This window comes from Algibacter agarivorans (assembly GCF_039543245.1).
Lineage (GTDB): Bacteria > Bacteroidota > Bacteroidia > Flavobacteriales > Flavobacteriaceae > Algibacter_G > Algibacter_G agarivorans.
This window is the reverse complement of record NZ_BAABJJ010000011.1, coordinates 75,564-89,921: the sequence shown is the minus strand read 5'-3', so window position 1 is coordinate 89,921 and position 14,358 is coordinate 75,564. Positions and strand designations below refer to the sequence as shown.

The window sequence follows — 14,358 nt, the reverse complement described above, 5'->3', positions numbered from 1 at the left end:
TTTAGTTTTTAGAGGTGTCTAGTTTTTTAAGAAAATAATCAAAATCATTACTATTCATAATAAGTTTGCCATACAAATCCACAACAGGTAATGACAAATTATCTACTGACAAACCTGCTTTTTGCATTTTAATCAGCATTTCTCTTTGCTTCAAAAGATTTACATCGACATCATAATATATGAAATCTATCTTCTTTTCTTTTAAATATGCTTTTGTATCGATACAATAATGACACGTATCGCTTCCATATACTATTATTTTTTTCAAGTCTTTTTGAGAAGTCAAGTTATCCTTTAAACCAGATTCTACAACTTGCCCAAAACTAAATTCACTTAAAGTTATGATAAATACTATTGAAAAAATAAAAGCTTTCATTCTATAAAATTTTTAATTAAAAAGAGTTGAGACTTAGCATAAAACCCCAACCCTTTTGTTAACAAACTCAAATCAAACTAAACTTGTTTTTTAAAATTTATATTGTAAAGATAATGTTGTAGAACGACCACTAATTGCTCTAGCTCTTACTAAACGATCGCCATTAAAAGCACCATCTCCATTTCCTTCAACTTCAGTAATACCAACCGTATCAAAAAGATTGTTTACACTTAACACTACCGAAAGGCCTTTTGTTAAACCAGCTCTTCCAATTAAATTAAAGTATGCATAAGCTGGCATTACTAAATCATTATCATCTTGAGCATACGATTTTGATGTTCCTAATACACTTAAAGCTAAACTATGCTGTCTAGTGTCACCAAAATTATAAGATGGAGATAAGTTGTAAACTAAATCAGCTTGTCTTCTAGGAGTATTTCCTTTGTTAGCACCACCATCAATTTCTGCTTTAGTCCAAGTAAAAGAACCATTAAAGTTGAAGTTTTCACCAAAAGCTAAAGCTGTTTCAGCCTCTAAACCTAAAGCTTTAAATGGATTACCAACAGATCTATTTAACTCATTACTTAAACCTTCATCAGTATTACTCATAAAACCTGTTAAGTTAAGTGTTCCGTTGTTAAGTCTTTTCTTGAAACCAACTTCAAGTTGAGACAATTGATCGTACTGAACATCAGCTAAACCATTAGTTCCATAATTATTTCTATCTGCAGCCCTTCCTGATGCACCAGAACTATATCTAGCAAAAGCAGCAGCTCCTTGATTAAATTTATAGTTAAGTCCCGCAGAATAAGAAACAAAATTATAATCATCATTTACAATTTGACCAGCGTTACCAATAATAACCGGTACACTTGTTTCGACACCTTCTATAGTACCATTTCCATTGTAATCAAAACTATCTTGACTTGTTGGACCACCTTGAATGTTACCGTTTACACGAACATTTTCAAAACGCACACTACCGTCAAAGTTTAATTTATCATTAATATCAGCATCAATACCTACATACGGAGAGTTCACATTATGTACTGTATTATATTTACGCTGACAACAGTTACCCCAAACTGGAGTACCATAAGAGTACTGACCTCCTCTAGAGAAACCATCAAAATCAGCTAATCTTGCATCTCCTCCACCTTTAACTTCAGATAGGAACGAATTCCATTGCCATCCAATTTTAGTGTTTTGAGTAGCTGTAAATAAACCTGCTGTAATCCCAACATTGTCACTTACTTTCTTGCTTATTTTTACATCACCAAAAAAGTTACTTAAATCTTCTACTGAAACATCAAACATGTGTATAATTTGAGCTAATCCATTTGATGGATTAAAAGCTTCTCTATCACCATCAGCATAAACCAAAGGCTCAGCACCAGCACCAGCAGCAGCTCTTGCTGTTGCATCAATTTCAGCAACCGTACCTACAGCAGCTGTAAACGGTGCAATCCACTGTCCACTATTATTAGAGTATCTAGCTTTACCTGTAACTTTCCAATCTTTTGGTAAGCTAAAAGAAAACTCAGCACCTAAAGCTTTTGAAATAGGATTATTTCCCTTTCTAACATCATTTACATGTCTTTCACCATTGAAAGGCGATGTTCCTGCACTTTGCTGTAAGTACGCAGAGTGTTGAGAATCTGAAGTAATATCAAAACCTGGTAAATTAGAATAGGTTGGGTCTGAATTATCACCTTCTAATCGCATTGGCATTGGTAAATACATAACAGATTGGTCGTTTAAAAACTTAAAATATGTACGTACATATCCATTTTTAAATGTTTTCGTAAGGTTGGCTTTAATTTGCCCCCCTTTATTCCCTTGGTATCCAATATCTCTTGGGCCTTCTCCAGTTCTCATAAATCCACCAATATGATAAGATAAACCATTTCCTATTGGTGTACCATATTCAAAATCTAATCTACTCGTTTGGTAATCTAAACCAAAAGTTGTTGCTAAAGACCCTCCTTCAGTTGAACCTGTTTTACTAATCATATTAATGATACCTGCTGGTCCATTTGATGTTTGCGTTGATGCAGAACCACCTCTAATCGCTTCAACTCTACCGATATTAGAATCAATTCTTAAAAAGTTATCAGCGTTTCCAAAAGACGTATCACCAAATAAGTTTAATGGCAAACCATCTTCTTGAATTTGAAAATATCTTGATCCACCAGAAGATACTGGTACACCACGTACATTAAAGTTAGCGTTACCTTCACCACCTGAAGATTCTGCACGTATACCTGGAATATTTCTAAAAAGCTCACCTGCACTTCGTGGTGCGGCTTGCTCAATAAGTTTAGCTCCCATTGTAGAAACAGAAATACTAGATTCTATTTTAGATTTAGGATTCACAACTCCCGTTACAATAATTTCATCTAAGGACTGTGCATCTTCTGCCATTACAAAGTCTACAGTAACATCTGCACCATCAATAGTAACACTTTGCGAAGTTTTTGCATACCCTATAAAGGTTGCAGACAATGTGTAAGTACCGTTTTCTAAATTACTAATAGAGTAGTTCCCATCAAAATCTGTAACAGCTCCTTTAGTAGTTCCATCTACAATAACATTAACACCTGGTAAAGGCATACCTGTATTGTCTTTTACATTTCCTGATATTGATTGTGCTATTGCAGTACTAACTGAAAGCAGCAACATTATCAATAAAATTCCATTTTTTCTAATTAAATTCATTTTGTCTTAATTTAAGTTATTCGATAAATTATTTAGTTAATATTTAGCAAATCTATATTTATAACATATAAATTTTTATTTTTTCATAACGAAAACGTTTTCGATTTCAACGAAAACGTTTTCGATTTTATTTTTTCCTTATATTTAGATTTTAAAATAACTACTTTTTTATGAAACCTGTAACCTTAAAAGACATTGCCGAACAATTAAATATTTCTGTCACAACAGTATCGAAGGCTCTAAAAGATTACCCCGATGTTAGTAAAAAAACTAGAGGGTTGGTTAGGGAATTAGCAAAAACATTAAACTACAAACCCAATACTTTTGCTGTTAACTTAAGAACTAAAGAATCTAAAACAATTGGTTTAATAATCCCCGTAATTGTTCATCACTTTTTTTCAAATGTTATTAAAGGTATTATTTCGCAGGCTGAAAAAAAAGGGTATTTGGTTATCATACTTCAATCTAATGAATCTTATGCTCTTGAAAAAAAACAAATTGACTTATTACTAAGCCAACGTGTTGATGGTATACTCATATCTTTAGCAAATGAAACCGCAAACTTTAATCACCTAAATGAAGTTTTAGCTCAAGACAAACCTTTGGTTATGTTTGATAAGATTGCCAAAATAGTAAAATGTTCTAAAGTAATTATTGATGATAGGAAAGCGGCTTATATAGCTACACAACATTTAATAGACATAGGTTGTAAACGTATTGCACATTTTAGAGGAGCCCTTTTGCCTCAGAATTCTATAGATAGATTTCTTGGTTACAAAAAAGCCTTATTGGATAATAATTTGCCCTACGACCCTTCTTTAGTTTATATCTGTGAATGTGGGGATATGAGCTTTCAAGAAGGTGAGAAAAATGCGCAACAATTATTAAAAGACCATAATGATGTAGATGGCATTTTTATAAATACCGATTTAGTAGCTATTGGGGCTATGACAGAATTTAATAAACAGGGGGTTAAAGTTCCTGAAGATATTAGTATTGTTGGGTTTAGTAATTGGTTTATGTCTTCGGTCATATCTCCAACTTTAACAACTATTGACCAGCCTGGTTACAAAATGGGGAAAACAGCGTTCAAACAACTTTACAAGGAAATAAAAGCTATTAAAAACAAGAAAGCTAGTACACCAAAAATAATTACTCTTGAAACAGCTTTGATAAAGAGAGAATCTACTAAAACCCTTGTTAATTAAAGTTATTTTAAGAAATTGATATTTCTTTTTAAACCTGAATACTTGGTGCGCTTAACAGCCGAAGTCTTAAATACTTTCCTAAAAGTATCCTCCGTGATTTCTTCCCAATCCTTTTTCGTCATGGATAATAATTCGGGATGCGGATTGAAAAGTGGTTCGTTATGTGATTTTGAAAAGCGATTCCATGGACAAACATCTTGACACACATCACAGCCAAACATCCAATCATCCATTTTGCCTTTGAACTCTGTGGGGATATTTTCTTTTAATTCTATTGTAAAATAGGAAATACACTTGCTCCCATCCACCACATAAGGCTCAGTAATGGCTTCTGTTGGACATGCGTCGATACAGGCGGTGCAAGTTCCACAGTGATCGGTAACCGAATTATCATAGTCTAGTTCTAAATCTATAATCAGTTCTGCAATAAAATAAAAAGACCCAACTTGTTGTGTTAATAAATTACTGTGTTTACCAATCCAACCCAATCCAGATTTTGCTGCCCAAGCTTTATCTAAAACTGGTGCGGAATCAACAAAGGCGCGCCCATGTACATCGCCTATTTCTTCTTGAATAAAATGTAAAAGGGATTTTAGTTTGTCTTTTATAACAAAATGATAATCAGCTCCGTAAGCATATTTTGACAGCTTGAAACTATCTTGATTTTGTTCTTCCGATGGGTAATAATTCAATAATAAAGACACCACGCTTTTTGAACCTTCAACCAATTTTGTTGGATCTAAACGTTTATCAAAATGGTTTTCCATGTACTGCATTTGCCCATGCATGTTTTGGTTCAACCATTTTTCTAATCTTGGCGCTTCTTCTTCTAAAAATTGTGCTTTACTAAAACCGCATGACAAAAAACCGAGGCGTTTAGCTTCGGTTTTAATGAGTTGCGTGTATTTTGATTTTGAATTCATTAATCCTTTTGGCTTCGACTGCGCTCAGCCTGACACCATTGCAAAAATTAAGCTAAAATAATCCGCCTTGAGTTGGTCCTTTAACCTTTCCCAAATGCTTATAAGCTTGCTCTGTAACTTCACGTCCTCGAGGGGTACGCATAATAAATCCTTGTTGAATTAAAAAAGGCTCGTAAACTTCCTCGATAGTTTCAGGGCTTTCACTTACGGCCGTTGCAATGGTTGAAATTCCAACGGGGCCACCTTTGAACTTTTCAATAATCGTGGTTAAAATTTTGTTATCCATTTCATCTAACCCGTGTGCATCAACATGTAAGGCTTCTAAAGCGTATTTTGCAATTTTAATATCAATACGTCCGTTGCCTTTTATTTGAGCAAAATCGCGAACACGACGTAATAATGCATTGGCTATTCTTGGTGTACCTCTACTTCTGCCTGCAATTTCAATAGCCGCTTCCATGGAGATGGGAACATCTAAAATTTCAGCACTTCGTTGTACAATGGTGGTAAGTAAATCGGTTTTATAATATTGCAATCTGCTTTGAATACCAAAACGTGCACGCATTGGCGCCGTTAATAACCCAGAACGCGTTGTTGCACCAACTAAAGTAAACGGATTCAAATTAATTTGTACCGAACGTGCATTTGGTCCAGACTCAATCATGATATCGATTTTATAATCTTCCATGGCTGAATATAAATACTCCTCAACTATCGGGCTTAATCGATGAATTTCATCAATGAACAACACATCACGCTCATCCAAATTAGTTAATAAACCTGCTAAATCCCCTGGTTTATCCAGAACAGGACCTGATGTTACTTTGATGCCAACGGTTAATTCGTTAGCTAAAATATGAGCTAGAGTTGTTTTTCCTAATCCTGGAGGCCCATGAAATAGTGTGTGATCTAAAGCTTCTGTTCTAAGATTTGCCGCTTGAACGAATATTTGAAGATTTTCCAATACTTGATCCTGACCTGTAAAATCATCAAATGACAACGGTCTTAACTTTCTTTCTACATCTAATTCTTCGGGTGAAAAATTGTCGTCTGTTGGATCTAGGTTTTCGTTCATATTTATGGTGTGACTTAACCCGATTTACCGTTCGGATTTTTAGAACATTTAAAAGGGCAAAACATTCGAGGCTTTTAGAATATATACAAAGGCAAGGACAATTACAGCGCTTAAACCTAGAACACCCTCCCAGTGATAGATACTCCAAAGCTCTCTTCTATTTGGTATCCTACCTTTTATTTTTTCAAATCTTTTGTAGGCTAATTTGTGGATAATGTAACCAACTAACACAAACAAAATTATTGCAGCTATATAATAAACCATATCCTTATCAATTTAATACGATAAAAATAAGCAAAACAAATGACTTACTTGAAAATTAATCAATGATAAAAGAAAGCATATGTAAAAGAGCCTTTCAACTCTAACAATGTTATAGAGAAAGGCTCTTCAGGCTTTTGGTTGGTATAAAAATGGTTGGTTAATTCAAAATTGTAAACTCACAGCGTCGGTTAATATCATATTCTCTATCATCACAAATGCCTTCTTTAACACACGCGTTAAGTGGTTGCATTTCGCCGTAACCAATACTTTTTAATCGGTTTCTTCTTATGCCTTGACTTACTAAATATTCAAGTGTTGAAGCGGAACGTCGTTTAGATAATTCTAAATTATATTGATCTGGACCGCGAGCATCGGTGTGAGCAGACACTTCAACTTCCATAGATGGATATTTCTTCATTAAATCCACTAAAACATTTAAAGTAACAGCAGCATCTTCACGAATAATAGATTTATCAAAATCAAAATAAATCTTATCTAATTTCACTTGTACATCGCCTTTTTCATTTTCTTTTACACGCTCTTCAGCATCAGCAAAAGATTCTAAATTTAAGTAAATATCATATTGTATTTTTCCTTTACTATCTGTAGAAAATTCGACATCTTGTGGAATATATGCTTTTCGTGTTCCTCGAACTTTATACTTTTTATTAGGTTCGATTTTGAAGATATAATAAGCATCATCTCCTACAATAGTATCTTGGATTACATTATCTGATTCGTCAAACAAAGTAACTAATGATCCGCCTAATAATGCTTTACTATTTAAATCTTGGACAATCCCTTCAACTTGATACATAGTTAATGGGTTTTGTTCTCTTCCAAAACCAAATAACCTATCATACCCTGTTCTGTTTGAAGACACAAAACCTTTATTATCCTTTTCTCTAACCACATAAGCGAAGTCGTCTAAATTACTATTGATTGAACTTCCTAAATTGACAGGTTTATCAAAACCACCATTTACCATATTACTTCTAAACACATCCAATCCGCCATAACCTTGATGACCAATTGATGAGAAATACAACACATTAAATTCACTAATAAACGGAAATTGCTCTCTGTGTTTGGTATTGATTTTGTCTCCTAAATTTTCTGGTTCGCCGTAAGTCCCGTCGTCATTAATAGTGACTTTATAAATATCAAAACTCCCTAGAGTCCCAGGCATATCACTTGCAAAATACAGTGTTTTTTCATCTTTACTTAAGGCAGGATGTTCCGTACTATATGTATTTGAGGTGAATGGCAATGCGGTAACATTTGTCCAAGCACCATCAATCAATTCAGCTTTATATATCTTAATATGTGCAATACGTTCGGCATCTGTTTTTTTACGCGTTGTATTTGTTCTATTAAAATACATGGTTTTTCCATCTTTAGTAAATACAGCGTTACTTTCATGTGTACCCGTATTTACAGCTTCCGAAAATGGTTGAATATTTTCTAAAACATTTTGACTCGTTATTGTTGCGCTATATAAATCTAAATATGGCAAATTATTCCATGTATAAGATGGGTTTTCAGAATTTCTTGCCGATGCGAACGCTACTTTATCATTGCCATAAAACGACAATCCAAAATCACTACTGGAATTTCTATTTTCTATTTGTTTTAATTTGAAAATATGTGGTGTAGTTTTATCTGTGTTTTCTATAAAACTAAGTGTATTAATGGGGTTGTTGTAGTATCTGCTTAAATGCTTATCAGCTTCTTTGTATTGCTTTACTCCTTTTAAAGCTTGAGCAAATCTGAAGTGATATTCAATATCGATAGAATCACCATATTCAACAAACAACTCTCTATAAGTTTTAACAGCCTTTTGAAGACTGGTGTTGTAATAATAACTATCTGCTAAATTTTGAAGCACTTCCTGATTTCTGTCTTTAGTTTCATAGATTTCTGAAGCTTCAGTATAAGCTCTCATTTCAAAAAGCTTGTTGACACGTTTTAAATTCCCTTTTTGGGCTAATGCCATTCCACTAACTAATAAAAGGCCTGCAAGTATGTATATCTGTTTTTTCATGTTTTCCTATTATTAAATTTTAGAAGAATCTTGGTGAACGGTCATATCCACCTCTGAATCCAAATAAATCGACATCAAACAAAATAAATATTTCGTGCGAGCCTGAATTAAATTCGCCTAAGTTAGTCGTTGTATAGTCATAGGCGTACCCTACTCTAAGTTCTGGTGTGATTTTAAAATTAATTAAAGCACTGATAGCATCGTCTAAACGATACCCCAAACCAGCTTCTAATTTTTCGTTGATTAATACATTTGCTGTAATATCTAAAGCCAAAGGGGCTCCATTAACAGCCTTTCCCATAAAGGCAGGTTTCAGTTTTAAATGTTCATTAATATCAAAAACATAGCCTCCTGTAAAAAAGTAGTGTATATTTTCAACACCTGTTGCTTTTATACCATTTTCATCCTCTAAATGCTTTGTTGAAAGCATGTTTGGTGCCGACAAACCTAAATAATATGAATCCGTAAAAAAGAAAGCACCAATTCCTAAATTTGGAAAGGCTTTACTAGTATTTTCGCTGAAAGCAACGTCAAGACCATTATTTACATTTCCTGACTGTAATATGAAACCATCAAAATTAGTATCAAAAAGCGTAACTCCTGCTTTTAAACCAAATGATATTTTACTTTCTAAGCCTACCGGTAGCACATAGGCGAAATCTGCATAAATATTATTTTCATTTACAACATCGCCAATATTATCGTTGGTAAAAGAAATACCTATTTCTATTTTTTCGTTTATTGGTGTATGGGCAAAAAAGCTTCCCGTTTTTGGAGCGCCTTCTATGCCTACCCATTGTGTTCTGTATAATCCTCCTAAATTTAATATGCCTTCTTCCGCTGTTGCATAAGCTGGATTAATCACACTCATATTGTACATATATTGTGTAAACTGCGGGTCTTGTTGTGCAAAACTTTGTAATGACATAAGCGTCAAACTTAACAAAGCAGCTATTTTATGATATATATTTAAATCTTTCATGTTTCTAAATTTACTTTATCTATAAATTATCTGCTTAAATATAAGCGCCCTTGTTCTGGTTTATTTACACCATCATTAAAGTTGAAAATGTAGAAATAAACACCTACGGGCAAATCGCCTTTTGAGACGATTCTTCCTTGATTAGAAGTGCCATCAAATCTTGGTGAATTTGCTTTTCCTCTATAAACAATGTTTCCGTTTCGGTTATAAATTTCCATTTCAAAACTCGGATATAATATGGCTAGGTTATCAACATCGAATGTATCATTAGTGCCATCTCCATTTGGAGAAAATCCGTCTGGAATTATTAATTTACCACAAGCTGTTAGGTCTGGAGCAACTTCTAAACGCACACTACTTTCACAACCAGTTACTTGATCTATCAGAGCCACATAATACGTAGTATTGGTTAATAGCGAACTGCTTGAAATAGAGGAACTTCCTGTTGAAGTATCATACCAACTTAAATTATCTAGATTGTTATCATATTCTAAAATATTATCTGATAATGCTTGAATAGTAGGACTGTCGTTAATACAATATTCCATACTGGCATCATCTAATGTTGGTGTTGGTGCATCATTTATTGACACATTAATTAGAGCTGGTGTTGAAGATTCGCAACCAGAACTATTAGTTTGGGTAACGTAATAATCTTCGCCATCTACCAAAGTATCTGCAGAATTTAAAGGTAAAGTTAGTGCCATATCTTCATACCAATTAACCGTTCCTGTTGGTCTTATACTAGTTGCTAAATCTGCTACAGTCGGATTATTTACTAAACAAAATTCTGGATTTGCATCATTGACTATTACTGTAGGACTATCATTTATGGTTACTGTAATTTCAGCAGTTGAATCTGGTGAACATGGCGCTACAGCTGTAACGGTATAAGTATAAACAGTTGCAGCATCAACGGCGGGATCAAATACCCCTGTTCCACTTGTCAATACTGGGGACCATACACCACCGCTTTGTGCACCTGTTCCTAATAAAGTAAATAAATCTGTTGGGGCATCTATCATACAGAATGAAGCTGTATTATCTGTTCCCGCATTTGGCGCCAGAGTTACTGTTACATCAACATCGCTGCTAAATGTTCCGCAGGCATTTGTAAATGCATAAGTATACGTGCCATCTGGATCTACTAACGGATCAAAAACTCCTGTAGTACTTGTTAAGGATGGCGACCAAGTTCCTCCTGTATCCGCACTTCCTAAAAGTGTAAATAAATCGGTTGTTCCATTGTTACTACAAATACCTAAAGTATTATCTGTTCCAGCGTTAAATGGCTCTTCAATAGTTACTGTTATAATTGTGCTATCATCAATACATGGTGATGAAGCTGTTACTAAATAGGTGAAATTATATGTCCCAGCTGAAACTCCAGTGGCATCAAAAACATTTCCTGCTAAGCTGCCTACGCCATCATCATTTGTCCACAACCCACCTGTATCTTCTGTCCCATCTAATCCTGTAAATAAATCAATACTGCTATTATCATTACAAGTTACAATTGCAGTTGTATTTGCTACTCCTGCATTTGGTGATTGGTAAATTATTGCGGTTACGGCTGTTCGTACTGAAGACTCACAACTTGATGTTCCATCCGTTTGAGTTGCATAGTAAATTTGACCATCTACCAAAGCTGTTGTGCCTGCTAAAAGATTACCACCAGTTAAAGCGTCATACCATTGAATGGTTGTTCCGGTAGCAACTAAATCTGCCGCAATTGCTGTATCACAAAATTCTTGTGGTGTCGATGCCATTGGTGCAGGTGTATCATTAATAACAATGCTTACTGTAACATTCACATCATCACAAGTTCCTATAGTGTCTACATCAAAGGTGAAGTCATAAGCTCCTGCTGCTAGACCATCTAAAGTTACCATGTTACCAGATAACGCTCCAGAAACATCATCATCATTCCATGTACCTGTTTGGTCTTCATCTGTCAATAAATTAAACAGATTATATGTTTGACCTGTTGTTATATCGGCAATACAAAATGCAACCGGTGTATTTACTGTCCCTGATTCTGGGGCGTCTTCAACAATTATGGCCACCGTGCTACTATTTGAGCACCCGTTTGCATCTGTTATACTATAAGTGAAGTTGTATGAACCAATAGTTAGTATGGTTAAATCAACATTAGTTCCTGTTAGCGCTCCTGATGCATCATCGTCTGTCCACGTTCCTCCCGAATCTTCACCTGTCAATTGACCAAATAAATCTAATGGAGAATTTGCGGCTAAATCATTTTTACAAAATGTTTCTGGTGTTGGAGTTCCTGTAATTGGTAAAGGGTTAATTGTTATTTGAACTGTTACTAGTTCATCATCACAACTACTAATAGCATCTATATCAAAAGTAAAATCATAAGTTCCTGAAGTTAATCCAGATAAATCCGATGGATTGGCTGCTACGGTCCCTGTATTGTCCGTTCCTGAAAACCAGGTTCCTGTTTGATCTTCACCATTTAGCAGGTCGAATAAATCGTAACTAGCCGGTGCTGTTCCTTCGCAAAATTCTGGGAAGGTTGCCACTGGTGTTCCAGATTCTGGGGCGTCTTCAACAATTATGGCCACCGTGCTACTATTTGAGCACCCGTTTGCATCTGTTATACTATAAGTGAAGTTGTATGAACCAATAGTTAGTATGGTTAAATCAACATTAGTTCCTGTTAGCGCTCCTGATGCATCATCGTCTGTCCACGTTCCTCCCGAATCTTCACCTGTCAATTGACCAAATAAATCTAATGGAGAATTTGAAGCTAAATCATTTTCGCAAAACGTAGCAGGCATTGGTATTCCTGTATCTGGCAAAGGGTTGATTGTTACTTGAACTGTTACTAAGGCATCGTCACAGGTTCCGATAGCATCGACATCAAAAGTAAAATTATAAGTCCCTGGAGTTAATCCAGATAAATCCGATGGATTGGCTGCTACGGTTCCTGTATTATCTGTTCCTGAAAACCAGGTTCCTGTTTGATCTTCACCATTTAGCAAATCGAATAAATCATAACTAGATGGTGCTGAACCTTCACAAAATTCTGGGAAAGCGGTAACTGGTATTCCTGATTCTGGGGACGGTTCAACCGTTATGGTTATTGCTTCTGTATCAGAACATGTGCCATTATCAATTGTATAATTAAAACTATATGGGCTTCCTGAAACAATAAAACTTGTTATATCTAAAGAATTAGAAATTGTTGCATTACTCACATCTGTCCAAGTCCCACTGTTATTATCCTGAGAACCATCTAAGGCATCGAATAAATTAAAAGGTGAATTTGCAGCCAAATCATTTTCACAAAATGTTTGATTTATGGCAACACCAGCATTTGGATCTTGTAAAACCACTACTTGAACCGTTGTAGATTCTTCTGGACAAGGATTTGGCGATAGGTTTTGAGTATATGTAAAACTGTATGTATTTGGCGTAAAACCTGTTAAATCAATTGGCGATGACACTATAGGATCTGTACTTGTTGTGCCTTGTGTCCATTGACCATTTGGGTCTTCATTTCCTAAAAGCGAAAATAAATCTAAATCTGAAGGTAAACTTGACTCACAAAACGATATAGGGCTTCCTACTGATACTGTTCCTGAATTTAATGTTTCATAAACCGTAATGACTACCGTTGATACGCCATCGGGGCAAACACCATTACTAGGAACCGTATATGTAAACGTATAAGTTCCTGCTGTTGTTAATGTTGAAATATTTACTGTTCCTAAATTGCCGTTAGTTGTCTTTAATGGTCCTGACCAAGTTCCTGAAGAATCTTTTGGGCCTCCCAACTCATCGAATAAATTAAAATCTGACGCAGGTAGGCTATCATCACAATATTCTAAATTTGAAGATGTTCCTGGGGCTACAGGATCATCAATATTTACTGTTACTTCAGCTGGATTACTCACACAAAACACATCATTCACTTGAATATAATATGTGTTTCCGTCTACTAACGGAGCAAGTAAAGACAATGCGGGTAGAATAGGATCTCCAAAACCGTCTAGATTTTCATACCAGTTAAAATTAGTAGCCGTAGTTCCTGGATCTAAATCCCCAACAGTTGGATTAGTATCTGAACAGAATGCTTGAGGATTTTCTGGTGTTGGATCAGGTGGTGCATTAAAAACTCCTATTTGACCAATTTCTAACTGGCTTTTACAGCCTCCATTATCTAAAAATACAATAAAGTAATTCGATGCACCACTAGGAATCATATCAGTAGGGTTTGCTTGGTCCGTTAAACCAACATCGTTATAGATTTCTACAGATCCTCCAACAGAAATGCTTGGTTGTAAAACATCATCTATATATGTTTGAATAGTAGCATTTTCATTACTACAATACAAACGATCCAGATTATGACCCGAAGCATCCACTTGAAAATCAACAGTAATAGATAATCTCGTACCACAACTTCCAGTATTATCATCTGCATAATAGACACCTTCAGCAACTAACTGATTAATATTATACGGACTACCTCCTGTTAGTACATCATACCAAACAATACTACTACCCCCATCAGTAGCATAAACATTTAAATCATTAAATGTGAAGCCTGATGCATTACAAATAGGTGCTGGGGTCGGATTGGGTATTGAAGGACATTGGGCAGAAGCTGTAAATAATGTCCCAAATAACAATAAAGTAAAGAGTCCAATAAATAATGTATTTCTTGACATTAGTTTTGTTTTCATAATCGAAAATTTAGAATCTTGATATAATAGCTTAAAATAAAACTGTTTAAATT

At 34.9% G+C, this 14,358-nt stretch carries 8 protein-coding genes; 1 reads left to right on the top strand and 7 read right to left on the bottom strand.

From position 1 onward, the window contains the following. Nucleotide 1: 1 nt before the first annotated feature. Nucleotides 2-376 carry a glutaredoxin domain-containing protein gene (locus tag ABD935_RS04295; protein ID WP_345190391.1) on the bottom strand — a complete coding sequence of 125 codons (375 nt, stop codon included), beginning with the start codon at nucleotides 374-376 and terminating at the stop codon, nucleotides 2-4. A gap of 90 nt (nucleotides 377-466) precedes the next feature. Next, the gene (locus tag ABD935_RS04290; protein ID WP_345190390.1) at nucleotides 467-3,094 is read right to left on the bottom strand and encodes a TonB-dependent receptor; all 2,628 of its coding nucleotides are present in this window, start codon (nucleotides 3,092-3,094) and stop codon (nucleotides 467-469) included. A gap of 170 nt (nucleotides 3,095-3,264) precedes the next feature. On the opposite strand from ABD935_RS04290, the gene ABD935_RS04285 reads away from it, so the two are divergent. After that, nucleotides 3,265-4,302, top strand: coding sequence for a LacI family DNA-binding transcriptional regulator (locus tag ABD935_RS04285; protein ID WP_345190389.1), 1,038 nt, complete (start codon nucleotides 3,265-3,267; stop codon nucleotides 4,300-4,302). Nucleotides 4,303-4,304: 2 nt separating this feature from the next. Here the strand turns inward: ABD935_RS04285 and queG are convergent, their stop codons facing one another. The 5 genes from queG to ABD935_RS04260 form a co-directional block, all read right to left on the bottom strand. After that, nucleotides 4,305-5,225 carry a tRNA epoxyqueuosine(34) reductase QueG gene (queG, locus tag ABD935_RS04280; protein ID WP_345190388.1) on the bottom strand — a complete coding sequence of 307 codons (921 nt, stop codon included), beginning with the start codon at nucleotides 5,223-5,225 and terminating at the stop codon, nucleotides 4,305-4,307. A 52-nt stretch (nucleotides 5,226-5,277) separates the two neighbouring features. Then, a complete protein-coding gene (gene ruvB, locus ABD935_RS04275; RefSeq protein ID WP_345190385.1) occupies nucleotides 5,278-6,300 on the bottom strand; it encodes a Holliday junction branch migration DNA helicase RuvB in 1,023 nt (340 codons plus the stop codon). 421 nt (nucleotides 6,301-6,721) lie between these two features. Beyond that, a complete protein-coding gene (locus ABD935_RS04270) occupies nucleotides 6,722-8,608 on the bottom strand; it encodes an OmpA family protein (protein ID WP_345190384.1) in 1,887 nt (628 codons plus the stop codon). Nucleotides 8,609-8,627: 19 nt separating this feature from the next. Next, the gene (locus ABD935_RS04265) at nucleotides 8,628-9,590 is read right to left on the bottom strand and encodes a PorP/SprF family type IX secretion system membrane protein (protein WP_345190383.1); all 963 of its coding nucleotides are present in this window, start codon (nucleotides 9,588-9,590) and stop codon (nucleotides 8,628-8,630) included. 26 nt (nucleotides 9,591-9,616) lie between these two features. After that, nucleotides 9,617-14,305, bottom strand: coding sequence for an Ig-like domain-containing protein (locus ABD935_RS04260; RefSeq protein ID WP_345190382.1), 4,689 nt, complete (start codon nucleotides 14,303-14,305; stop codon nucleotides 9,617-9,619). Between the last annotated feature and the right edge of the window lie 53 nt (nucleotides 14,306-14,358).

Excerpts from the sequence above, each read along its gene's own strand:
- ABD935_RS04295 (WP_345190391.1), bottom strand. The coding sequence starts at position 376 with ATGAAAGCTTTTATTTTTTCAATAGTATTTATCATAACTTTAAGTGAA.
- ABD935_RS04290 (WP_345190390.1), bottom strand. The coding sequence starts at position 3,094 with ATGAATTTAATTAGAAAAAATGGAATTTTATTGATAATGTTGCTGCTT.
- ABD935_RS04285 (WP_345190389.1), top strand. The coding sequence starts at position 3,265 with ATGAAACCTGTAACCTTAAAAGACATTGCCGAACAATTAAATATTTCT.
- queG (WP_345190388.1), bottom strand. The coding sequence starts at position 5,225 with ATGAATTCAAAATCAAAATACACGCAACTCATTAAAACCGAAGCTAAA.
- ruvB (WP_345190385.1), bottom strand. The coding sequence starts at position 6,300 with ATGAACGAAAACCTAGATCCAACAGACGACAATTTTTCACCCGAAGAA.
- ABD935_RS04270 (WP_345190384.1), bottom strand. The coding sequence starts at position 8,608 with ATGAAAAAACAGATATACATACTTGCAGGCCTTTTATTAGTTAGTGGA.
- ABD935_RS04265 (WP_345190383.1), bottom strand. The coding sequence starts at position 9,590 with ATGAAAGATTTAAATATATATCATAAAATAGCTGCTTTGTTAAGTTTG.
- ABD935_RS04260 (WP_345190382.1), bottom strand. The coding sequence starts at position 14,305 with ATGAAAACAAAACTAATGTCAAGAAATACATTATTTATTGGACTCTTT.